This is a genomic window from Bacillus cereus group sp. BfR-BA-01523 (genome assembly GCF_022662615.1).
Classification (GTDB): Bacteria; Bacillota; Bacilli; order Bacillales; family Bacillaceae_G; genus Bacillus_A; species Bacillus_A mycoides.
Map to the genome: position 1 here is coordinate 31,855 of NZ_JAKUDX010000002.1, position 25,650 is coordinate 57,504.

Genomic DNA, 25,650 nt, shown 5'->3' on the forward strand with positions numbered 1-25,650 from the left:
CGGTCTTTTTTTGTTATATAAATATAAAAAATCAGGAGGAAATTATGCAAACGAAAAGTACTAAAAGGCACATTTCAATGGTTTCATTAGTTTTTCTAGTATTATTTTCAGTGCTGAATGTATGGGCTCCAGTTATTCAAGCCGCTGTGATAAAAAATCCAGTGGACGAGATTAATATTTCTCGTACTGATGGCACAACATCTGAACCATATCAGGCTTCAGATGGTATGAAAGTAGAAGTGAAGTGGTCAGCTAAAGAGCAAATAAAAAGTGGAGATCAATTCACAATTGATATGCCAAAAGAATTTAGAAAAGATCTTATGAATATGAGTTTTCCTTTAAAAGATGCTGAAGGCAAAACAGTTGGTATATGTGAGATGAAAAAGGGTCTATTAACGTGTACTATGGGTGATTATGTAGAAGGAAAGAATAACGTTAAAGGTTCTTTATTCGTAGAATTTTACTTTGGTCTAGAAGCATATGATGGTGTCCAAAAAATCCCATTAGAATTTAACGTTGATGGTCAAATCGTAAATAAAGAAGTAAGTGTAAGTAATACGACAGAGAGACCGAAGCCGCAGCCCAATACAGATAACCTATTGAAATGGGGTTCTTATAATCAAGAAGATCCGTCCATTGCTGATTGGCTTGTATATGTAAATGCAACTGGAACAGAAATGCAAGATCTTAAATTAACAGATACATTAGGACCTGGGCATGAGTTAATTACAGACAGTGTAGTATTAGAAGAGGCTGTATTTGAAGATGGTTATGCACCAACAAATATTAAGCCAGCAGATTTATCTAAAATTAAAATTAATGCAACGAAGACTGGATTTACAATTGAATTTCCAGACAGTTCAAAAGGTTATATTTTAAGATATAAAACAAAGATTACCAATCCCGCTGCAAAGCCTCATAAAAATACAGTGAAATTAGAAGGTAAAAATATTAAAACTGAAGAAAAAGTAGGAGAAGTATTCGTAAGTGGTGGGGGAGGAAGCGGTTCAGGCGAAGATAATCCACCTAGTATTGAAAAGAATATAGTTGATGAGAATGGTAAGCTTGTAGAGAATCAGCAGTTAGCGCAAATGGATCAACCTATTCAATATCAAGTTGGTACACATATACCAAACGATCCTCCTAAATACACATCTATGGTAATTAGTGATGACTTAGAAGATGTATTAGAAGTATTAGAGGCAAAAGTGTATGATCAAAATGGCCAAGATATTACTTCTAAAGGAACACTAAAGATAGATAAACAAAAAAGTGAAGTAGCATTTACGTTCGGTGAGAGTTTTGACTATAAGTCATATGAAGACCAGATAATTAACTTGAATATTAAGGCGAAAATTAAAGCTGATGCAGACTTATCTTCTTACGTAGATAAGAAGATTCCTAATAAAGCAGAATTACATTTTGATGATAAGAAATTAACATCAAATGAAGTAACGGTTACGCCGCCTGAACCTCTAAAAGACGGTACAGTAGCTATTCATAAAATAGATGCTGAGGATCCGACTAAAGAGTTAACAGGTGCCGAATTTGAAGTTCGAGATAGTGAGGATAAGGTTGTTGCAGTACTGAAAACAGGCGAAAAAGGTTTTTCAGCCCCTCAAACTTTAGCACCTGGAACGTATAAAATTTATGAAAAAGTAGCACCTGAAGGATATCAAAAATTAACAAGTCCGGTAGAGGTTACACTTCAAGCTGGAGAAACAAAAACAATTGAAATTAAAAATACCATGCAAAAGGGTCAAATTGAATTAAAGAAAATTGATTTGGAAAATGGTGGTAAAGCATTAGCGAATGCAGAGTTTGATATAGTAAAAGACGGTGTAGTAGTTGAGCATATTATTACAGATAAAGACGGTAAGGCAATTTCTAAACCGTTAGCACCAGGAAAATATATTTTAAAAGAAACGAAAGCGCCCGAAGGATACCAATTAAAAGAAAAAGAGTTCGAAGTAAATGTAACAGGGGACGGCATATTCCCAATAACAGTAGAAAATGCAATGGTAGACAAAGGTAATGTAGAAATTACAAAAGTGGACAAAGAAAGCGGCGCAGTATTAGCGGGTGTCGAATTTGAAGTCCAAGATGAGAAAGATAAAGTGGTAAGAAAAGTAGTAACAGATAAAGATGGAAAAGCAAACGTTTCAGATCTATCAGTAGGAAAGTACAAATTAGTAGAGACGAAAAGCTTACCAGGTTACAAGAAACTAACAGAATCAGTATCATTTGAAATTAAAAAAGGTATGACGACAGTCCTATCATTGAAAGTAGAAAATGAGCAGTTAGACAAAGGCTCATTAGAAATTACAAAAGTAGATAAAGACAGCCAAAAAGCATTAGCAGGCGTAGTCTTCGAAGTGCAAGATGAAAAAGGAAAAGTGGTAAAAAAAGTAACGACAAATAAAGATGGAAAAGCGAATGTCTCAGACTTATCAGTAGGAAAATACAAATTAGTAGAGACGGAAAGCTTACCAGGTTACAAAAAATTAACAGAGCCAGTATCATTCGAAATTAAAAAGGGTATGACAGAAGTCTTATCACTGAAAGTAGAAAATGAGCAGTTAGATAAAGGCTCAGTAGAAATTATAAAAGTAGATAAAGACAGCCAAAAAGCATTAGAAGGTGTAGTCTTCGAAGTGCAAGATGAAGCTGGAAAAGTAATAAAGAAAGTAACAACAGATAAAAATGGGAAAGCAAAAATTGCAGACCTATCAGTAGGGAAATACAAACTAGTAGAAGTTGAAAGTTTACCAGACTATAAGAAACTAACAGAGCCAGTATCATTTGAAATCAAAAAAGGCATGATCGAGGTACTATCATTAAAAGTAGAAAATGAAATGGTAGATACGGGAAACGTAGAGATAACGAAGATAGATAAAGATAATAAGGCGCCGTTAGCGGGAGTAACGTTTGTTGTCCAAGATGAGAAGGGCAATGAGGTAAAAAAAGTAACGACAGATAAAGATGGAAAAGCAAATGTTTCAGATTTACCTGTAGGAAAGTATGAATTAGTAGAGGTAGAAAGTTTACCTGGTTATAAAAAGTTAGAAAAACCAGTATCATTTGAAATTAAAAAAGGTATGACGAAGTCTTTAACATTTACTGTAGAAAACGAAATGGTGGATACGGGGAATGTTGAAATCACGAAAATAGACAAAGATAGTAAAGCACCATTAGAAGGTGTTGTGTTTGAAGTACGTGATTCAAAAGGTAAAGTAGTTACTAAAGTAACAACGAATAAAGATGGAAAAGCAAATGTTTCAGATTTATCTATTGGAAAGTATGAGTTGGTAGAAGTAGAAACACCAGCAGGATACAAACCGCTAGAAAAACCAATTTCATTCGAGATTGAAAAAGGTAGAGTTACAGCATTACAATTAACTGTCGAAAATGAATTAGTGGATACAGGAAATGTAGAAATTACAAAAGTAGACAAAGAAAATAAAGATGCTTTAGCTGATGCCGTATTTGAGATTCAAGACGAAGCAGGACAAGTAGTCGCTAAAATAACGACAGATAAAAAAGGGCACGCACAGGTTACTAATTTATCAGTTGGAACATACAAGTTGGTAGAGGTAAATGCACCAAAAGGATATAAGCAATTAGTAGATCCTATTACTTTCCAAATTGAAAAAGGTATGACAAAATCTCTTGCTTTAACAGTAGAAAACGAAATGTTAGACAAGGGTAATGTAGAAATTACAAAAGTAGATAAAGAAGGCCAAAAAGCATTAGCAGGCGTAGTCTTTGAAGTACAAGATGAAGCAGGCAAAGTAGTAACAGAAGTAACGACAGATAAAGATGGAAAAGCAAAAGTCTCAGACTTATCTGTAGGCAAGTACAAATTAGTAGAAAAAGCAGGCTTACCGGGATACAAAAAACTAACAGAGCCAGTATCGTTCGAAATTAAAAAAGGTATGACGAAAGTTTTATCATTGAAAGTAGAGAACGAACTGTTAGATAAAGGTTCAGTAGAAATTACAAAAGTGGACAAAGAAAGTGGCGCAGTATTAGCGGGCGTAACCTTCGAAGTGCAAGATGAAAAAGATAAAGTAGTAACAAAAGTAACAACAGATAAAGATGGAAAAGCAACAATTTCAGATTTATCAGTAGGGAAATATAAGCTAGTAGAGGTAGAAAGCTTACCAGGGTACAAAAAACTAGCGAAACCAGTATCGTTCGAAATTAAAAAAGGTAAGACAGAAGTCCTATCATTGAAAGTAGAGAACGAAAAGTTAGATAAAGGTTCAGTAGAAATTACAAAAGTAGATAAAGACAGTCAAAAAGTATTAGAAGGCGTAGTCTTCGAAGTACAAGATGAGCAAGGAAAAGTAGTAACAGAAGTAACGACAGATACAGAAGGAAAAGCAAAAATCTCAGACTTGTCTGTAGGCAAGTACAAATTAGTAGAAAAAGCAGGCTTACCAGGTTACAAAAAATTAACAGAACCAGTATCATTCGAAATTACAAAAGGTATGACGACAGTCCTATCAATGAAAGTAGAAAATGAGCAGTTAGATAAAGGCTCAGTAGAAATTACAAAAGTAGATAAAGACAGCCAAAAAGTATTAGCGGGCGTAGTCTTTGAAGTACAAGATGAAGCAGGCAAAGTAGTAACAGAAGTAACGACAGATAAAGATGGAAAAGCAAAAGTCTCAGACTTATCTGTAGGAAAGTACAAATTAGTAGAGAAAGAAAGCTTAACAGGTTACAAAAAGTTAGCAGAACCAGTATCATTTGAAATTAAAAAAGGTATGACAAAATCTCTAGCGTTCACTGTAGAAAACGAAATGGTGGATACGGGGAATGTTGAAATCACAAAAATAGACAAAGATAGTAAAGCACCATTAGAAGGTGTTGTGTTTGAAGTACGTGATTCAAAAGGGAAAGTAGTAACAAAAGTAAAAACGGATAAAGATGGAAAGGCAAACGTTTCAGATTTATCTATTGGAAAGTATGAGTTGGTGGAGGTAGAAACACCAGCCGGATACAAACCACTAGAAAAATCAATTTTATTCGAAATTGAAAAAGGTAGAGTTACAGCATTACAATTAACTGTCGAAAATGAATTAGTGGATACAGGAAATGTAGAAATTACAAAAGTAGACAAAGAAAATAAAGATGCTTTAGCTGATGCCGTATTTGAGATTCAAGACGAAGCAGGACAAGTAGTCGCTAAAATAACGACAGATAAAAAAGGGCACGCACAGGTTACTAATTTATCAGTTGGAACATACAAGTTGGTAGAGGTAAATGCACCAAAAGGATATAAGCAATTAGTAGATCCGATTACTTTCCAAATTGAAAAAGGTATGACAAAATCTCTTACTTTAACAGTAGAAAACGAAATGTTAGACAAGGGTAATGTAGAAATTACAAAAGTAGATAAAGACAGCCAAAAAGTATTAGCAGGCGTAGTTTTTGAAGTGCAAGATGAGCAAGGAAAAGTAGTAACAGAAGTAACGACAGATAAAGAAGGAAAAGCGACAATTTCAGATTTATCTGTAGGAAAGTACAAATTAGTAGAGAAAGAAAGCTTACCAGGTTACAAGAAGTTAACAGAACCAGTATCATTTGAAATTACAAAAGGTATGACAGAAGTCCTATCGTTGAAAGTGGAGAATGAGCAGTTAGATAAAGGTTCAGTAGAAATTACAAAAGTAGATAAAGACAGTCAAAAAGCATTAGCAGGCGTAGTCTTCGAAGTGCAAGATGAGCAAGGAAAAGTAGTAACAGAAGTAACGACAGATAAAGAAGGAAAAGCAACAATTTCAGATTTATCTGTAGGAAAGTACAAATTAGTAGAGAAGGAAAACTTACCAGGATACAAAAAATTAACAGAACCAGTATCATTCGAAATTACAAAAGGTATGACGAAAGTTTTATCATTGAAAGTAGAGAATGAAAAGTTAGATAAAGGTTCAGTGGAAATTACAAAAATGGCTGCTGAAAGCAAGAATATATTATCAGGAGCTGTGTTTGAAGTTCATGATGAAAAAGGTAAAGTAGTAGCGAGAGTAACAACAGATAAAGAAGGAAAAGCAAAAGTCTCAGATCTATCTGTAGGTAACTATACACTTGTAGAAGTAGAAGCACCAAAAGGATATGAAAAATTAACTAATCCAATTCCATTTGAAATCACAAATGGAATGATAAATTCAGTTCAATTAGAATTATTAAACGAATTGAGTCATTTAGCACCACCAGGTCCAGAAAAACCAGATCCAGAGAAACCGGAAAAACCAGATCCAGAAAAACCGGAAACAACAGATCCAGAGAAACCTGGAACAACGAATCCAGAGAAGCCTGGAACAACGAATCCAGAGAAGCCTGGAACAACGAATCCAGAGAAACCTGGAACAACGAATCCAGAGAAACCTGAAAAAGAATTACCGAAGACAGGGCAGAAAATGCCTGTGGAACCATATATGGGAGCACTTCTTGTAATGATGAGTTTTGGATTACTCGTATTAGGTAGAAAACAGCAAAGATAATAAAAGTGAAAAGGTATCCTCAAAGTATTTGAGGATACCTTTTTTATCTTTATTTGGCATAAAAAAAGCATCTAGCAAAAGAATTAGCTGCAAATAAAAAACACAAGGGAAGATAAATGTCTTCCCGCTTCACGAATGTGCTTATTTCAAAAAAAGTATAAAAACTAGCTTTATTATATATATTTGATGTGTAAAGGTATGGAAGGAAAAGTTTATACGTTTTCGTAGTGTTTTGTTGAAAAAAGAGCAATCTATGTAATTAATTTTAATGATTTAGGAAATAAGTCCCGTTCTTAAAGCGTTTGAAGAGCGATAGTCCAATAGTAGGTGGGAGATGAAATTAGGGTTGGAATCTTATTGGATCTTAAAATGTAGAGGCGGAAAATAATGTAAAAAAACTATTGTATGTTTAAAAACCTTATGTTACATTTATGTTACAAGAGAGTTACGAATCGTGACTTTTGTTACGATTCGTTTTCTGTTGCTTTTCGGTATGTTACAGATTATAGTTTGTATTCCAATTAGCTGAGAATGTTTAAAGCTGAAGAAATAGCAAACTATAAACGAAAAATGATTTTTCTATGTGTATAAGAGTGTGTGTAGTAAAGATTCTGAGTAAGGGCTTTATTAAAATTCCTTTCTGTCTTAAAAGAAGAAGAAAACCAACTACCAACTATTTAGGAGTTTTAAGTAATGATAGTAAATGAAATGTACAGTACATAGTTACTTTCAGTCTAATTACTACACAGACTTTTATACATATGATGTTATTGTTTTAGTTATATATAGGGGGAGAGAAAATGAGAAAGTTATTAGCGGTAATTGGACTTACGTTTTTAATGCTAGCTGGATGTAGTAATGGGGATTTTGACAAAGCAATGGATGAAGGGAAGACCGCGTTAACGAATAAAGAATATAAAAATGCTTTATCATCATTTGAACGAGCACTAGATGAGAAAAAAGATGATTCAGATGCAAAAGTGCTTGTAGAACAAACGAAAGTAATGATTGAAGCAGTGAAGTTAAAAGAAGAAACAAAGGTAGAAGAATCGATCAAGTCATTTGAAAAAGTAGAGAGCATGAAGAATGGAAGTAATGCGCTTATAAAACAAGCAAAGGAAGAACGAACAGCATTAGTAGCGATCTTAGAACAAAAAAAGAAGTATGAAGAGCAACTGGTGAAAAGCGAAGAGTTAATAAGTAAGAAAAATTATGCAGAAGCGAAAGAGATGTTAAATAAGGTAGTTTCAGAAACAAAAGATAACAAGAACCTTGAAGAATATAATAAAAAGGCTTTAGGATTAATCACTAAAATTGGTGAAGAGGAAAAAACCGCAAAGAGTGTAACGACAGCAGCGAAGGCACAAAAAAATGATGCAGTAACGAGTCAAAAGGTAGCGACAGAAAAGAACCAAAAAGCAGAGACAGAAAAAAATCAAAAGGCAGTAACAGAAAAGAACCAAAAAACAGAGACAGAAAAAAATCAAAAGGTAGTAACAGAAAAGAACCAAAAAACAGAGACAGAAAAGAATCAGAAGGTAGTAACAGAAAAGAACCAAAAAGTAGAGACAGAAAAGAATCAAAAGGTAGAGACAGGAAAGAATCAAGATGCATTTACTTTTGAGAAAGCTAAAGAATATATCAAAAAAGAATATAAAGAAGAATATAATTACACGCTAGAGGATACGCAAGTAGAAAATGGAAAGAAATATTATCAAATTAGAGTGCGTACGACATATAAAATAGAAGGTGCAGCTGGAGCAGGATTTACTGGAGTATTCAAGGTGTTCGAAGATGGTACAATTGTTGAAATGCACTAAATTGATGAAAAAGGTATCCTCAAAGTATTTGAGGGTACCTTTTTAGCATAAAAAAAAGCATCTAGCAAAAGTACTAGATGCAAATAAAAACACAAGGGAAGATAAATGTCTTCCCGTTTCCCGTAAGTAATTATATCAAAAAAATTATAAAAAACTAGCTTTATTTTTAATATAATGAATGTGTGAGGCTATGAAAGTAAAAGATTACACTATTTTCATAGTGTTTTATTAAAAAGGAGTTGTATAAATGATTAATTTCAAGCCAGAAAATTTAAACCAACTATTAAAAGTGACGCTTATAAGTGCGAATAAGTCTTATGATACGATTAAAGAGTATGAATTTACGGGAGAAGCATTAGTATTCCGTGTAGACTTCGAATATATTGACGTTTCTCTAATGATTATAGATATGTTAGGAAGAACTGCTTCTAAATTTAACATTTTTCCATACGCTCGCCCTAATACGAATGAGATAGATTACATTCAGTTTCAGGTGTATTCCATTAATGAAGGGAATTTTAAAGAAATGCTCGACACAATGTAAGGAACTATAATTTTACAAAACTGTATATAACAACTAATATATAATTAATAAATTCATATAATTGGAGTGATGAGATGCAGCCGTTAGAGAGGGAGATTCATTCTAATATGCTGAAAGTGTGGAGAATTCATGCTTTAATTGGGGCGGCAGTTATACTAGCAGTCGTAATTGCGTATTTCTTTTTTATGATTAACTTTAACTGGTGGGGCTGGTTGTTTGGATTGTTAGTGACAGGAGCAGTTATATACATACCACTCGACTATTTTGTATTTCCAAATTTACGTCAACGTTATTATAGTTACAGATTAAATGAAGAAGAGATTGAGATTCAAAAGGGAATGTTCGTTGTAAAACGCGTACTTATTCCGATGATTCGCGTGCAGCACGTAACGATTGAGCAAGGACCGATTATGAGAAAGTATAATTTAGCAGAATTACATATTTCAACAGCGGCAACTTCTCATAGTATTCCAGGCTTAACGAAAGAAGAAGCAGAGCAGCTGAAAAGACAAATTGGAGAGCTTGCGAAAGTGAGTGATGAGGGTGTATAAGAGGCAACATCCGATCACGATATTGTTAGGTATTCGAATTGCGACTTTGTTGCCTTTTATTTTGCTTGTTTTATTTCGTTCAGATGGTGAAGTAAAACCTTGGTATTTCTTACATCTTGTTCTTTTGGCCATATTATTTATTATGGCAATTTTCTCATCTATAAAATGGTATTTCAAAGTGTACTGGGTTGAAAATAATATTGTACATATTAAACACGGTGTTTTTGTGAAGAAGGAAAGTTATTTAAATAAAGACCGTGTGCAAAACATTAGTACATCTTCTAATGTCATTTATCAAATGCTTGGGCTTACGAAATTAAATATAGAAGTAGCGGGCGGCGGTAGTGAGCCGGAAGTGATGTTAGCTGGTATTAAAGAAGATGAAGCGAAGGAACTGATTGCCTTATTAAATAAAAAAAGAAGCGCTGCGAGTGAAGAAGTACCCATGGCAGAAGAAAGTAAGACGATTTATCAGTTAACGATGAAAGAGATTTTAGTAGCTTCCATTACGTCTGGTAGATTCGGATTAGTGTTTTCTGGATTACTTCTTATTTACACAGAGTTTAATCAATTTCTTCCAGAATGGCTCATAAATAAAGTGGAAGCGTATGTGATGGATAACGGTGTATATGAATTAATCGTTATGGCCGCGATTTTAATGGCGGTTTCGTGGGTCGTTTCGACAGCTGGTTATGCGCTAAAATATGCGAACTTTAAAATAGAGCGAAACGGAAATGAAATTCGTATTGTGCAAGGGTTATTTGATAAGAAAGAGTTTGTCTTAAAGCTCCACCGCATTCAAGCAATTACTGTGAAAGAAGGAATTCTCCGCCAGCCTTTCGGTTATTGCTCTGTCGAAGTGGAAGTCATTCAAAGTATAGAAGCGGCAGGGAATGAAGTGATGTTACATCCTTTTATGAAGAAAAAAGATGTACAGCAGCTACTTGCCTATTTACAGTTGCCATATGAAATAGAAGAGGAAATCGTTCATTTACCGAAGGCTGCATTACGCCGTTACGTCGTAATGGGCTGGATTACAAGTGCTGTGCTCGCTGTGCCAATCGCTGGTGCGAGTATATATTTTAAACAACATACTGCGTTGTTCGTTCTTATACCGCTATTTATTGTATTTACAATACTTGCATACGCTAGATATAAAAGTGGTGGATATATGATACGAGACAATCAGTTAGTAATGGTGCACCGAGGTCTCGCGAAATATACAGGGATCATGCGAAGAAGGCATATTCAAGTGGTCGGATACAATCAATCTTATTTTCAAAAGAAAGACGAGTTATGTACAGCTGCTGTAGCGGTGGCGGGACATGGTTATGAAGTGAAGCATATGCGAAAAGAAGACGCGCTTCGCATATATAATTGGTACAAAGAAAAAGGAAACACCAGTGTGTAATGGTGTTTCCTTTTTTTGTGTCGTCATTTGTCGATAAGTCGATATATTCGAAAAATCGCTAATATAATTTCATGTACCGAGGTCTCTAAACTCAGAAACTTAAACTAACACATCAAAAGTAGTCACGAACGACGGGCGCGAGAAAATACTTTTTTGCTGTTCTGCATGTGGATGCGCCTGAGCCTGAGCCTGAGCTTGTCCCTCTGCTTGTGCAGGGCGTTTTTTATGAGCGTTTTCGAATGAACGTGATTCTGTCCAGTCTTTAAAGTTTTGCTCAGTTTCCCACATCGTTAAGATGACATATGTATCATTACTTAATGGGCGAAGAACACGGATTGCTTGGAAGCCAGGCTCATTTTCGATTAGACCAGCACGGTTTTTAAAACGGTTTTCAAATACAGGGCGACCTTCGTCTGTTACAGAAATGTTGTTACAAACGATGTAGCCAGATTGTCCTTTAAATTCTCCAACAGCGTCTAATACGTCATACTGAAGTGTAGATTCTACAGATTCTTCAGTATTTTCTTTATAAAACATATCTTTTTCGTTATTTTTTGCAGTGAAATGTGCTTGTTCTAGAGGTGTTTCGTATGAAATAATAGCCTTCATTTTAATGCCCCCTTTATGATTTGTCTCTATTATATCAATTCTCTTAAAAAACTTCGAAGATTATATACATAAAGATACTTCTTTTTCAAATAATAAATGTACCATCATTTGGAAAGAAGGCCGATGTATGAAGAAAGCAAAGTGGACTTTATTAGGCGGGGTAGCAACGTTCGTAGTAGCGATTGTACTCTATAAACTTATTGTGTTAACTGGTGGCTATATGATGGATGAAAAGCAGCTTGTTTTCCACTCTTCATCACGTATCGTTGACCAGAAAGGAAAAGAAATTACGAAGTTATATGTAGAAAATAGAGAGCTCGTGCCGATTGAAGAAATTCCAAAGTACGTGCAGCAAGCATTTATTGCTGTGGAAGATTCTCGTTTTTATGAGCATCAAGGAATTGATTACCCCTCTATATTTCGGGCGCTTTATAAAGACGCGTTAGCCGGAGAGAAGGTAGAAGGCGGTAGTACGATTACGCAGCAACTAGCTAAAAATGTCTTTTTAACTCGCGAAAAAACATTTACGCGCAAATTGAAAGAGGTCGCAATTTCTCTTCAATTAGAGCAAAAATATACGAAGCAGCAAATTCTTGAAATGTATATGAACCATATTTATTTCGGTCATGGGGCATATGGTATTCAAGCGGCAGCAAAGTTGTATTTTAATAAAAATGTAGAAGATTTAACAGTGGAAGAGGGAGCTATGCTTGCGGGGCTTCCGAAAGCGCCAAATGGCTATTCACCGTACTTATCCCTAGAAAAGAGTAAAGGGCGCCGTGATCTTGTTTTGTCACTTATGCATAAACAAGGCTATTTAACAGCGGAAGATAGTGTTCGTTACCAAGGGAAAACAATCGCTCTTTATAAAAATTCAGATGAACGTGAACTCGCATATATGCCGTATATCGATATGGTTATAGATGAAGCGGCGCGTTTATATGGTTTATCGCATCAAGAAGTACTGCGCGGAGGATATACGTTTGTCGTACCGATGGATGAAAAAGTTCAAAAGGTAGCATATAACCAGTTTCAAGATGCGAGAAATTTCCCTGGTAAAGAAAACGGGGCGCAAGGTGCATTTTTATTAATGGATAATCAGACTGGCGGAATTAAAGCCGCGATTGGCGGAAGAGAGTATGTTCCGAGAGGGCTTAATCGCGTTTTTGCAAAGCGGCAGCCTGGTTCTGTTTTAAAGCCGCTTATCGTATATGGACCTGCACTTGAGACGAAGAAATATAATCCATATTCTTTATTAACGAATGAAAAAAGTTCGTTTGAAGGTTATGAACCTCGAAATTATAATCATGAGTATACGAAAGAGATGACGATGTACGATGCGGTATTAGAATCAGCAAATGTGCCAGCTGTATCTTTATTAAATGAATTAGGGGTAGATGAGGGAAAGCAATATTTAGAGAAAGGGAATGTTCATATTGCGGACTCAGGTTTAAGCACAGCACTTGGCGGGCTAAAAAATGGTGTGTCTCCATTCGATCTTGTCAAAATGTACCGATCTTTTTTAGCAAACGGGAATATTATCGAACCGCACGTTATCGATAAAGTATTAAATAGACACGGAGCAGTCATTGGAGAATCATCAAAAGCTGAAACGAAAGTCTTTTCGAAGCAAACGGCATGGTATATGACAAAGATGCTTGAAGGAGTTGTGAAAGAAGGTACGGCGAAAGCTGGCGTATATAATGGAGCTTTAGCTGGAAAAACAGGAACAACTTCACTGCCGAATGATGACAATGGTGCGCGTGATATGTGGTTCGTTGGATATACACCGAATTTAGTAGGTGCAGTTTGGATTGGCTATGACCGCACCGATAAAGAGCATCAATTACAAGATGGAAATGCATCTGCAACGATGTTATTTAAAAAGATTTTAACGAAAGCAAACATACAAGATAAAGCGAGTTTTCATAGGCCAAAAGGTGTTGAAACAATTGGACTGCCAATTCGTTTAGATAAGATTCAAAACGTGGAAGCAAAACTAGCATTTAGTCCTTTCGGTTTATTTGCAATGAAACTAAGCTGGACGCCGCTTCCTGATGAGCGAATTATGTATCGGATTTATAAAGTTGAAAAAGGAATTCATACTCACGTTGGAACGGCAAAAGGAACGGGGAAATATGAGGAGAAGTTTATTAATATATTCTCAAAACCAAGTTTTTACGTTGTACCATATAACACACAAACGAACCGTGAAGGAGAAAAGTCAAAAGTAGCTAAACCGTAGTTTTTCTCTGTGCTATAATAAGAATGTTGTGAAAATAGTAAACGTTTTTACGAACGTTTGTGTCAATTTAATGAACAACGTACATAATGTTATGCATTTTGTTTTTACAAGCTGTATAGTAAAAAAAGATAAATATCGGAATAGAGCATATTTAAAGAAAAAGCATTGGTAAGGAAGGGAGCTAGGGTCTTGGTAAGAACTATAAATGAGACATTTTTAAAAGCATGTAGGGGGGAACGTACAGAGTATGTACCAGCATGGTATATGCGTCAAGCAGGTCGTTCACAGCCGGAATATAGAAAGATAAAAGAGAAATATTCTTTATTTGAAATTACACATAATCCAGAGTTGTGCGCTTACGTTACAAAGTTGCCAGTTGATCAATATAACGTAGACGCAGCAATTCTTTATAAAGATATTATGTCACCACTACCTGCAATTGGTGTTGATGTGGAAATTAAATCTGGCATTGGTCCAGTTATCGATAGTCCAATCCGTTCTTTACAAGACGTAGAAAAATTAGGGGAAATCAATCCAGAAGATGACGTACCTTACATACTAGATACAATTCGTTTATTAACGACAGAAATGTTAGATGTACCGTTAATCGGTTTTTCAGGAGCTCCATTTACGTTAGCGAGCTATATGATTGAAGGCGGTCCTTCTCGTAACTATCATAATACGAAAGCGTTTATGTATGCAGAGCCGAAAGCGTGGTTCGCTTTAATGGATAAGCTTGCAGATATGGTTATTACATATTTAAAAGCGCAAATTAACGCAGGAGTAAAAGCGGTTCAAATTTTCGATTCTTGGGTTGGAGCAGTAAATGTAGCGGATTACCGTATATTTATTAAACCAGCGATGGAGCGTATTTTTGCAGAAGTTCGTAAGGTGGGTGTTCCAATGATTATGCACGGCGTAGGTGCTGCACATTTAGTGAATGAATGGCACGACTTACCGCTTGATGTAGTAGGTTTAGATTGGCGCTTACCGATTGAAGAAGCACGCGCACGTGGTGTTCACAAGGCGGTACAAGGAAATATGGATCCTTCATTCTTATTAGCACCTTGGCCTGTTATTGAAGAACATGTAAAAGGTATTTTAGATCAAGGGATGAAGCAGCCAGGTTATATCTTTAACTTAGGTCACGGCGTATTCCCAGAAGTAAATCCAGATACATTAAAACGCTTAACTACATTTATTCATGAGTACTCTAAAGAACAGTTAGCGAAGTAAAGGAGATTGTCTGTATGAAAAAGAAAATTGGTTTGCTTGTAATGGCATACGGAACGCCATATAAAGAAGAAGATATTGAACGTTACTATACACATATTCGCAGAGGAAGAAAGCCAAGTCCTGAAATGCTAGAAGATTTAACAGAGCGTTACCGTGCGATTGGTGGTATTTCTCCTTTAGCTACTATTACATTAGAGCAAGCTAAAAAGTTAGAAACGCGTTTAAATGAAATACAAGATGAAGTAGAGTACCACATGTATCTTGGTTTAAAACATATTGAACCGTTCATTGAAGATGCAGTACAAGCTATGCATAAAGATGGAATAGAAGATGCAATTGCACTCGTTCTTGCCCCTCACTATTCTACTTTTAGCGTGAAGTCGTATGTAGGACGAGCGCAAGAAGAAGCAGGAAAACTTGGAAACCTAGCAATTCACGGCATCGATAGCTGGTATAAAGAACCGAAATTTATTCAGTATTGGGTCGATGCAGTGAAAGGTATATATAACGGTATGTCAGAAGCAGAACGTGAAAAAGCAGTGTTAATCGTATCTGCACATAGCTTACCAGAAAAAATTATCGCACTCGGCGATCCATATCCAGATCAATTAAACGAAACAGCTGACTATATTGCACGTGGTGCTGAAGTAGCAAACTATGCAGTAGGTTGGCAAAGTGCCGGAAATACACCAGACCCTTGGATTGGTCCAGATGTACAAGATTTAACGAGAGAACTAAATGAAAAGTACGGTTATACTTCATTCGTATACGCACCAGTTGGATTTGTTGCGGAACATTTAGAAGTTTTATATGACAATGACTTTGAGTGTAAAGTGGTAACGGATGAAATTGGCGCGAAATATTATCGTCCAGAAATGCCAAACGCATCGGACGCATTTATCGACTGTTTAGCAGATGTTGTATTAAAGAAAAAAGAATCTGTAATGTAAGTAGAAAGGGGGAGCTTACTTGAGGAAAAAAGTTGTGATCATCGGCGGTGGCATCACAGGATTGACAACAATGTATAACTTACAAAAAGAAATTCGTGAAAAAAACTTGCCGATAGATGCATCGCTTATAGAAGCGTCTGGTAAACTTGGCGGGAAAATTCAAACCGTTCAAAAAGATGGATTTACAATTGAACGCGGTCCTGATTCTTTCTTAGCAAGAAAAGAGAGTGCAGCTAAATTAGTGAAAGAATTAGGACTTGGCGATGAACTTGTAAATAATAAGGCCGGTCAAGCGTTCGTTCTCGTAAACAATCGGTTACATAAAATGCCGAGCGGTTCAATGATGGGAATTCCAACGCAAATTACGCCGTTTCTATTTTCCGGATTGTTCTCCCCAATTGGTAAACTAAGAGCTGGTTTTGACTTATTAATGCCTAGATCAAAACCAGTTTCTGATCAATCACTCGGGCAGTTTTTCAGACATCGCCTTGGAAAGGAAGTCGTTGAAAATTTAATTGAGCCATTATTATCTGGTATTTATGCAGGGGATATTGATGAAATGAGTTTAATGTCAACATTCCCTCAAATTTATCAAATTGAACAGGAGCACCGTAGTATTTCACTCGGTATGCGTACGCTAGCTCCAAAGCAAGAGAAGGCTGAATTGAAAAAAGGAATATTTAAAACTGTGAAAACCGGTTTAGAATCTATAGTAGAATCTCTTGAAACGAAGATTCCTAATGATATGGTAATGAAGGGAACTCGTATCGAAAAGGTTGCAAAACTTGGTGATAGTTATACGATTACGCTTAGTAACGGAAAAGAAATGGAAGTAGACGCGATTGTAGTTGCGACGCCGCATAAAGTATTGCCATCTATGTTTGCGCAGTATAAGCAGTTTCGTTTCTTCCGTAACATTCCGTCTACATCAGTTGCAAACGTGGCACTTGCTTTCCCAAAGTCTGCAATTCAGCGTGATATTGATGGTACCGGATTTGTCGTATCAAGAAATAGTGATTATACAATTACAGCGTGTACGTGGACACATAAAAAATGGCCACATACAACGCCAGAGGGAAAAACGCTTCTTCGCTGTTACGTCGGACGCCCAGGTGATGAAGCGATTGTTGAACAAACTGACGAAGAAATTGTACAGCTCGTATTAGAGGACTTACAAAAGACAATGGATATTACAGAGAATCCAGAGTTTACAATTGTAAGCCGCTGGAAAGAAGCGATGCCTCAATATACAGTAGGCCATAAAGAGCGAATGAAAAAGCTCACAACATTTATGGAGGAAGAATTGCCAGGTGTGTATTTGGCAGGTAGTTCTTACGCTGGTTCTGGTCTTCCGGCTTGTATTGAGCAAGGTGAGTTAGCGGCGAAACGTGTGTTATTTCATTTAGAGAAAGTAATGGAGACTAAATTAGTCGCACATTAAAATATTTCAAACAAAACGCCTTCAATTATATTGAAGGCGTTTGTTTATTGGATAAAATACCTTTAGTCAATAAACTTATATAAGTTATTTTGTATTATAGTTTGAAAACTTGTAAATTAAATAAATTTTGTGTAAAACTTGTCGAAATATAGTTCTATATAACGAATCATTTGATATGATAGAAATGTTGAGAAAATATGAAATAGGGAGAGGGAGATGGCTGTGAAGAAATTGTTAAGTGTCTTTTTATCATTAATGTTATTGCTTTCATTTACTGGAACTTTAGCGCAGGCGGAAGAAACTACTTCTATGTCAGTAGAAAAAGCAATTCAAGTATTTAAGCAGCAAGGGAAAACGAAGGGGATAGTGGAAGGATATATCGTTGGGTATACGCAAAGTCCTTCTAAATACACGAAAGATCCGGCTAAGTTTGACGACACAAACGTGGCAATTGCCGATTCGCCAAACGAAACAAATCCAGACAAGATCATGCCTGTTCAATTGCCAAAAGGTGATGTGAGGACGGCTGTAAACGTGAAAGATCATCCTGAAAATATCGGGAAGAAAGTTAGGTTGACAGGGACGCTTGAGTTATATTTCGGTAGCCCAGGTTTAAAATCAGTAACAGCTCATAAGTTTCAAGGAGAAGAACAAAACCGCGTTAGCGATGTAGTGGCATCACCAAATGGTGGAGAAGTTGCAAAAGGAACAGCAGTAACATTAACAACGAATACAGAAGGAGCAACAATCTACTATACGTTAGATGGCTCTAACCCTACAAACAAGAGTGTTCGTTATAACGGACGAATTGTAGTGAATGAAAATAGTGTAGTGAAAGCAATCGCTGAGAAAGAAGGGCTTACTTCTTCAGCGATTTCAACATTTTCATTTATTATCGTAAATAATGAACCAGTTCGTATTCATGATATTCAAGGGAAATCACATATTTCTCCTTACAATGGGAAGAAAGTAAACAGTGTGGAGGGCGTTGTCACAGCGCTTGATAAAAATGGTTTTTATGTAGAAGATAATCAGCCGGATAATGATCCAGCTACTTCTGAAGGTATTTACGTATACAAAAAAGATGCGAATGTAGCAGTAGGAGATCTTGTCCAAGTTGATGGAGAAGTAGAAGAATATGTTGGACCTGGATATGCAGAGCGATTTGAAACAGACTTAACGACGACGGAAATTAAGGCGAGTCGCGTTGCAGTAATCGCAAAAAATCAACCTTTACCAGCGCCGATTGTATTAGGAGAAAACGGTGTAAAAATCCCTGATCAAATTATCGATAATGATGCATTCGGTCTATTTGATCCAAATGAAGATGCAATCGACTTTTATGAAAGTGTAGAAGGCATGCGCGTTACGATGCCAACGCCAAAAATTATCGCTCCGCAGAAAAACGGTAATTTATATGTAACAGTAAAAAATGGCGGAGATAAAGTAGTAACGAAGTATGGTACACCTTTATTAGATAAAGAGCAATTAAATCCAGAGCGCCTTTCTGTAAAAGTACCTCGTGATTATGTCGCGAAAGTAGGCGATACGTTCACTGGAGATATAACAGGCGTAGTAGGATATGACTACGGTTCGTTCCGCATTTCGCCAGTAACGGAATTACCATCTGTAGTGGACGGCGGATTTAAGCAAGTAGGGGCAAATATTCAGCCGCGTCTTGATAAGTTAACAGTTGCTACATATAACATTGAAAACTTCTCAGCGAACAAAAAAGAAACAACAGATGAAAAAGTGAAAGCGTTAGCTTATTCTATTAAATATAATTTAAAAATGCCTGATATTATCGGTGTACAAGAGATGCAAGATAATAATGGAGCAATCAATGACGGTACGACTGATGCATCTTTAAGCGCAAAACGTATCATTGATGCTGTATTAGAAATTCGTGGACCGAAGTATGAGTATGTAGAAATTGCGCCGAACAACAATCAAGACGGCGGGGCACCTGGAGCGAATATTCGCGTCGGTTTCTTCTATAACCCATCTCGTGTGAAATTAGCGACAGTACCGAAGTTACTAGATAAAAATGTAGTTCGTATTGGAGACGAAAATCCTTTATTTGAAAGTACACGTAAACCGTTAGCGGCAGAATTTACATTCCAAGGACAAAACCTTGTTGTCATTTCAAATCACTTAAACTCAAAACTAGGAGATGCAACGCCATTTGGAAAAGTGCAGCCGCTCGTATTAAAGAGTGAAGAAAAACGAGTTCAATTAGCACAAGAAGTGAATCATTTCGTACAAGGTATTCAAGAAAAGAATACAAATGCACCAGTTGTTGTATTAGGTGATATGAATGACTTTGAATTCTCTAAACCTTTAGAAGCACTAGAGGGAACGATATTAAAAGATATGTTAAACACAGTGCCGAAAGAGAACCGCTACACGTACATTCATGAAGGTAACGCACAAGTGCTAGATCATATTTTAGTAACAAACAACATCGCACCGCACACAATTGTAGACCCTGTACACTTAAACTCAAACATTATGAAAGAACATGGACGTGTAAGTGACCACGATCCAGTACTTGTTCAAATTGATTTGAAGAAGGCTTCTTAAAGTAGGGGAACGCTTAGAAATATACTAAGCGTTCTTTTTCTGTAAAAATCACGTTGAAATTAATTAAAAATTCGGTTTTTTATAATGAGGAGGTTAAAGATGCAAGCATGGTTAAACGGAAAGTTAATGAATCAGCTTGCAATTTTTTTTAGTACGATCGTGATGCTCCAATTTGTAGCTGATGTAACAGGGCTTACTGAAAGTTTAGACATTACGTATAACTTAATACATACAGCATCTTCCTATATAACGTTTAGTTTGGCGGTTATTTTTACTTTAATCGGTGCAAGAAGAGAATTAAGTAAATATGCAATTATTGCATTATGTTTAGTGGTAGCTATTAAAGCAATTTGTTTTGCGGCTGTTGTTATTTTGTGGGGATTGGCTGGTACGCCGTAAATGAATAAAAAAACCTAATTTCCAAGATAACGTGAGGAAATTAGGTTTTTACAATGGCTGAAAAGCTTTTCTACATCGATCTCGTTTTTGAAGTCTTCTCATATATCTTTTTTTGTCCCGTTGTAATCCTTTTATGTACATAAATAAGCTGACAAGGAAGAAAAATGTACATTGTAAAATGTATGGTGACATCCCGTGTAATGGCTGTTTTGGATCATATAAGTGAATAGGTGCTCCGCCTATTGTAGGGAATATTGTATTTAGCAGGACGAAGGGAATGGAAGTAACTGCCAATGGGAATAGAAGTGCCATGTAATCCTTTTGTGACCATGTGGACGCTGCTAAACCTAAGAGGGCCATTAAACCAGCGAATAAAAAATTAATCCCAATATATAGATAAATATAAGTGATGGGAGAAGAAAAATATAACTCTGCGAACATTCCGTTGCCATTTATCATGCTAGTACCGACAGTTGGATCTCCATTTGGAATTGTTAATTTGCAAAGTAATAAAGAAAGAATGAACGGTAAAGTATAAAGAAATCCACCGCAGAAAAATGTAACGATATACTTTGTAAAGGAATACGAGAATAGGGAAATTTCCTTACTTATAAAAGTTTTGAAACCATCGGATTTATCGGAATTATAACTCGTACTAAATGGTAAACTTGCAATAACAGGCATTAATAATAAATAAATATCCATTTCATTATTACGAAACCCGATCCATTTAAATGCAGTTGCTATAGCCCCATTCGTTGCGTCTCCTAAATAACGAATTACATAATAATAATGATAAATAGAAATAAGAGCTAATCCACTAAACATAATAATTAAAGAAACACGATTACAAAAAGCTTGCCTTATATTTAAACGAAGCGCACGCATCATGACTGAAAAAGCCTCCACTATTTTTATAAATCTGTCTACTTTCTATATTACTATTAAATGTAAGGATTTTCTTGTTTTTTTATTTGTTTATTAGAAAAAGAGGAATTTTGTTGTTGTTAGGTAAGGTTTAACTGTAGAAGAAAATTGTCAGATTGAAAGGAAAAGGAAGGACATATTGAATTCTAGTTTAGACAAAATTAAGCTTTCTAAACTGAAATAAGAAAAAGGTGTTCATAAAAATTATATCTGAAGAACATCTTTTCCTTTCTCCTTTTTTTCTGATACACTATGACAGTATTATATAGATTGACTGGAATTTTTTTATACTGGGAATAATAAAAAAGAGAACTTGTATAGAATGTAAGCGTGTGGTAATATCAAAGATGTACTGATTGACTATATTATCCAATTGGTCATTTTTGGAGGTGACGATGTGGCGATAGATCGAAAACGTTCTATTATTGAAGCTGCAACAAAGTCTTTTTCAGCGTTCGGTTATAAAGCAACAACGATGGATCAAGTTGCGAAGTTAGCGAATGTAGGAAAAGGAACGATTTATACTTTTTTCAAAAATAAAGAAGAACTATTTGGTGAAATTATTTCTAATTTAATTACAGAGATGAAGCAAGTTGCAGAAAATGCAATTCGTTCAGATATTTCATTTTTTGAAAATGTACATAGAGCATTATATAGCATATTAGAATTCAGAAAAGAACATCAGCTCATGATTAAGTTAATTCAAGAAGAGCGTGATATGGGAACGAAAGAAGTACAAGAAGTGATGCAACAAGTAGATGTGGAAATCGTTTCTGTCATTCAATCGTATTTAAAGATTGCGATTGAAAAAGGTGAAATTAGCAAATGTGATCCAGAAATTACAGCATTTATTATGCTTCGCTTATACGTATCGCTTATTTTTGATTGGGAAAAAAATCATGAACCGTTAGAAAAAGAAAAAATATCGGAATTATTCGAACTTTATTTACTAAAAGGATTGTCAAATTAAGATAATCCTTTTAATATTATAAAAATTGACCAATTGAACAAATTGGTCAATCGTATAAGGAGGATGGTTAAATATAATCATGTAGATGAAAATGTGCATAGTATAAATTCGGGGATAAGGCATATGTATGAACAGATATAGCCTTTTTATTTGGGTGAAAATGACTAAAAATACATTTCGGTCATTTTTGAAAAGGGGGATAAATTATGAAATGGCATAAGTTGCTTAGTAAAGAATTTGCAGAGATTATAAAAAGTAAAAAAATATTAATCCCAATCATTGCGGTTTTATTTGTACCGATTTTATATGCAGGTATGTTTTTATGGGCCTTTTGGGATCCGTATAAACAGTTAGATGATTTGCCAGTGGCGGTAGTCAATTTAGATAAAGGTGCAGTATTTGATGGGAAACCAATTGAGGTCGGAAAAGAGCTCGTTGATAACTTAAAAGATAATACAAGTTTCAAATGGGAATTTGTAAGTGAAAAAGAAGCGAAAAAAGGAATGGAAGGTAGAAAGTATTACATGTTAGTACGCATTCCAGATGACTTCTCAAGTAATGCTACAACGTTATTAAAAGATGATCCAAAACCATTAAACTTAGAATACATTCCAAACGAAAGCTTGAACTTCTTATCTTCACAAATTGGCGGAACAGCAATCGAAAAGATTAAAGGTGAAGTATCAAGTACGTTAACGAAAACATATGCAGAGAAAATGTTTGATTCCATTAAAGACGTCTCAAAAGGATTAGCAGATGGAGCGGACGGAGCAAATAAACTACACGATGGATCAAGTGAGCTGCATGATGGTTCAAGTAAAGTGACGGATGGCCTTCATACACTTCAAGGGAAGTCTGGAGAGATGAAGGATGGAGTTCAGAAATTAGCAGATGGATCTAATAAATTACAAGATGGGTCCGGAAAAGTAACAACAGGTTTAAATACGTTAAATAGCAAAACGGGTGAAATGCAGATAGGTATAGGGAAATTACAAGATGGATCAGGCAAAGTAACAGATGGTTTACATGTATTAAATAGCAATGCAGGTATAGGGAAATTGCAAGATGGATCAGGCAAAGTAACAGATGGTTTACATGTATTAAATAGCAATGCAGGTATAGGGAAATTGGTGGATGGATCAGGCAAAGTAACAGATGGTTTACATGCACTAAATAGCAATGCAGGTATCGGGAAATTAGTAGACGGCTCCGGGAAAGTAACGAACGGTTTAAATACGTTGAATAGTAAAACAGGTGAGATGCAAACAGGTATAGGAAAATTAGTAGATGGGTCAGGCAAAGTAACAGGCGGTTTAAATGCGCTAAATAGCAAAACGGGTGAAATGCAAAAAGGAATTGGCGAATTGCATGATGGATCTGAGAAAGTGACCGATGGCTTGAACAAATTAGTAAGTAAATCAGGTGAATTAAAAACAGGAACAACTGAACTATCAAATGGTATGGAACAACTTGTTGGAAGACAAAGTGAATTAGAAAAAGGGTCTCAAGAGATTCAAAAGGGATTGCAGGATTTAAATAGTAACGTACAAAATTCTGCTGCAGGCTTAGAGGAAATGCAGTCGAAAGTTCCTTCTATATTGAATACAGTAAATGAGAAAATAGATGGAGCTGGGGCGAATGTAAATCAGTTAAATGAACTTACACAATCAACAGCAGGAGATGCCAAAAATGCAGCGCAAGAGGTAGCGAATTTACAAAAGCAAATTGAAAGTTTACCAAAAGAATATCAAGAGCAGTTACAACCATTCATAACAAGTGCTGTAAAAAGTACAGCGACAGTTCAGCAAAAAGCTACCGGAGTAGCAAGTGGAACAAATAAATTAAATGAAGAAGTAAAACAATTAAAAGGTGAAATCAATCAAACAACAAATGGATTGCAAAACAAATTACCAAATCCAGAGGGGGTGAAAACTCTAGCAGGTGGTATTGAGAAACTAACGAACGCACAAAATGAATTTGTTAGTAAGTTTCATGGATTTGGTAAGGGATTAGATAATGCAAAAATAGGTGCTGATAAATTAAAAGATAGATCAGTTCAATTAATTGATGGAGTAACGCAATTACAAAGTGGATCTGGGAAAGTGACAGTTGGATTAGGTCAATTATCTGCAGAAGCAAATCAAATGGCAGGTGGAATAAATCAATTAGCAGATGGATCTGGTCAAGTAACAGGCGGTTTAGGCACATTATCTGAAAGAGCAAACCAAATGGCAGGTGGAATAAATCAATTAGCAGACGGCTCAAGCCAAGTAACAGGCGGTTTAGGCACAGTATCTGTAGGCGTAACGAAATTAGCAGATGGATCTGGTCAAGTAACAGGCGGTTTAGGCACAGTATCTGTAGGCGTAACGAAATTAGCAGATGGCTCAAGTCAAGTAACAGGCGGCTTAGGTACATTATCAGTAGGAGTAACCCAATTAGCAGATGGCTCAAGTCAAGTAACAGGCGGTTTAGGCACATTATCTGTAGGGGCAAACCAAATGGCAGGTGGAGTAAATCAATTAGCAGATGGATCTGGTCAAGTAACAACTGGCTTAGGTACACTAAATGGTGGCCTAAATCAAATGTCAACAGGCTCAACTCAGCTAATCGATGGCGTAAATAAACTAGCAGACGGATCTGGTAAAGTAACAGATGGCCTCGTAAAAGTAAACGACGGTTCAGGTGAACTTGCTGAGAAACTTGGAGAAGGCGCAGAGAAAACTGGTGAAGTGAAAGGAACGGATAAAACGTATGATATGTTTGCAAGCCCTGTAAAAGTGAAGACGGAGAAAATGGCGGAAGTTCCAAACTACGGAACAGGATTCACACCGTATTTCTTATCACTCGGTTTATTCGTTGGGGCATTACTATTATCTATCGTATACCCATTACGCGATACAGTCGGCGTTCCGAAATCAGGATTCAGCTGGTTTATTAGTAAGTTTGGTGTTTTACTATCAGTCGGTATTATTCAAGCAATAGTAGCAGATGTCATATTACTATTCTGGTTAGGTGTAGAAGTACAAAGTATTCCATATTTTATACTCTTTAGTATTGTTACGAGCTTAGCGTTTATTTCATTAATTCAATGTTTAGTAACAGCATTCGGTGATGCAGGGCGTTTCATCGCAATCATCACATTAATTATTCAGCTTACAACAAGTGCTGGAACATTCCCGCTAGAGTTGATTCCGAAGTATTTACAACCATTTAATGCTTGGTTACCGATGACATATTCTGTATCAGGATTGAAAGCAGTCGTATCAAGCGGAGACTTTAACTTCATGTGGCAAAATATAGGGATATTAATGATCTTTATCGTTTTATTATCACTTGGAACAATTGCTTCATTAACTTGGATGCACAAACGACAGTTTAAAAATATTGCTGAGAATCAATCGATTGAAGCTTAAATAAGACCAATAAAAAAAGGCACCGAAATGGTGCCT

General features: G+C 35.9%; 15 protein-coding genes. 13 read left to right on the forward strand and 2 right to left on the reverse strand.

What is annotated here, in order from left to right; all coding sequences use genetic code 11:
- Positions 1-44: 44 nt before the first annotated feature.
- From MR066_RS04595 to MR066_RS04615, 5 genes are all read left to right on the forward strand, one after another.
- Positions 45-6,512 (forward strand): SpaA isopeptide-forming pilin-related protein, encoded by a 6,468-nt coding sequence (locus MR066_RS04595; protein WP_242246122.1) that lies wholly within the window; start codon positions 45-47, stop codon positions 6,510-6,512.
- Positions 6,513-7,312: 800 nt separating this feature from the next.
- Positions 7,313-8,332 (forward strand): hypothetical protein, encoded by a 1,020-nt coding sequence (locus MR066_RS04600; RefSeq protein WP_242246123.1) that lies wholly within the window; start codon positions 7,313-7,315, stop codon positions 8,330-8,332.
- Between the two features lie 247 nt (positions 8,333-8,579).
- Entirely contained in the window at positions 8,580-8,876 is a 297-nt protein-coding gene (locus tag MR066_RS04605; protein ID WP_242246124.1) for a protoporphyrinogen oxidase, read from the forward strand.
- A gap of 74 nt (positions 8,877-8,950) precedes the next feature.
- Entirely contained in the window at positions 8,951-9,427 is a 477-nt protein-coding gene (locus tag MR066_RS04610) for a PH domain-containing protein (RefSeq protein WP_002186468.1), read from the forward strand.
- The gene (locus tag MR066_RS04615) at positions 9,420-10,838 is read left to right on the forward strand and encodes a PH domain-containing protein (protein ID WP_201066297.1); all 1,419 of its coding nucleotides are present in this window, start codon (positions 9,420-9,422) and stop codon (positions 10,836-10,838) included. The genes MR066_RS04610 and MR066_RS04615 overlap by 8 nt, the downstream gene beginning before the upstream one ends.
- A gap of 99 nt (positions 10,839-10,937) precedes the next feature.
- On the opposite strand, the gene hmoB is transcribed toward MR066_RS04615, so the two are convergent.
- Complete coding sequence (gene hmoB, locus MR066_RS04620; protein ID WP_002168949.1) at positions 10,938-11,447, reverse strand: heme-degrading monooxygenase HmoB; 510 nt, start codon at positions 11,445-11,447, stop codon at positions 10,938-10,940.
- 127 nt (positions 11,448-11,574) lie between these two features.
- On the opposite strand from hmoB, the gene MR066_RS04625 reads away from it, so the two are divergent.
- The 6 genes from MR066_RS04625 to MR066_RS04650 all read left to right on the forward strand — a co-directional run bounded on the left by MR066_RS04625 (position 11,575) and on the right by MR066_RS04650 (position 20,301).
- Complete coding sequence (locus MR066_RS04625; RefSeq protein WP_002011154.1) at positions 11,575-13,692, forward strand: transglycosylase domain-containing protein; 2,118 nt, start codon at positions 11,575-11,577, stop codon at positions 13,690-13,692.
- 189 nt (positions 13,693-13,881) lie between these two features.
- Complete coding sequence (gene hemE, locus MR066_RS04630; RefSeq protein WP_016101582.1) at positions 13,882-14,928, forward strand: uroporphyrinogen decarboxylase; 1,047 nt, start codon at positions 13,882-13,884, stop codon at positions 14,926-14,928.
- A 14-nt stretch (positions 14,929-14,942) separates the two neighbouring features.
- Positions 14,943-15,878: a ferrochelatase gene (hemH, locus tag MR066_RS04635; protein ID WP_242246125.1), complete on the forward strand. Its 936-nt coding sequence runs from the start codon at positions 14,943-14,945 to the stop codon at positions 15,876-15,878.
- A 19-nt stretch (positions 15,879-15,897) separates the two neighbouring features.
- Positions 15,898-17,319 carry a protoporphyrinogen oxidase gene (gene hemY, locus MR066_RS04640; RefSeq protein WP_242246126.1) on the forward strand — a complete coding sequence of 474 codons (1,422 nt, stop codon included), beginning with the start codon at positions 15,898-15,900 and terminating at the stop codon, positions 17,317-17,319.
- A 216-nt stretch (positions 17,320-17,535) separates the two neighbouring features.
- The gene (locus tag MR066_RS04645) at positions 17,536-19,902 is read left to right on the forward strand and encodes a DUF6359 domain-containing protein (RefSeq protein ID WP_242246127.1); all 2,367 of its coding nucleotides are present in this window, start codon (positions 17,536-17,538) and stop codon (positions 19,900-19,902) included.
- 99 nt (positions 19,903-20,001) lie between these two features.
- Positions 20,002-20,301: a hypothetical protein gene (locus tag MR066_RS04650; RefSeq protein ID WP_242246128.1), complete on the forward strand. Its 300-nt coding sequence runs from the start codon at positions 20,002-20,004 to the stop codon at positions 20,299-20,301.
- Between the two features lie 48 nt (positions 20,302-20,349).
- Here the strand turns inward: MR066_RS04650 and MR066_RS04655 are convergent, their stop codons facing one another.
- Positions 20,350-21,192 carry an ABC transporter permease gene (locus MR066_RS04655; RefSeq protein WP_016101578.1) on the reverse strand — a complete coding sequence of 281 codons (843 nt, stop codon included), beginning with the start codon at positions 21,190-21,192 and terminating at the stop codon, positions 20,350-20,352.
- A 433-nt stretch (positions 21,193-21,625) separates the two neighbouring features.
- Between MR066_RS04655 and MR066_RS04660 the strand changes: the two genes are divergently transcribed.
- Both MR066_RS04660 and MR066_RS04665 read left to right on the forward strand, forming a co-directional pair.
- Positions 21,626-22,198 (forward strand): TetR/AcrR family transcriptional regulator, encoded by a 573-nt coding sequence (locus MR066_RS04660; RefSeq protein ID WP_061688996.1) that lies wholly within the window; start codon positions 21,626-21,628, stop codon positions 22,196-22,198.
- A gap of 206 nt (positions 22,199-22,404) precedes the next feature.
- Positions 22,405-25,614 (forward strand): YhgE/Pip family protein, encoded by a 3,210-nt coding sequence (locus MR066_RS04665; RefSeq protein WP_242246129.1) that lies wholly within the window; start codon positions 22,405-22,407, stop codon positions 25,612-25,614.
- Positions 25,615-25,650 lie beyond the last annotated feature (36 nt).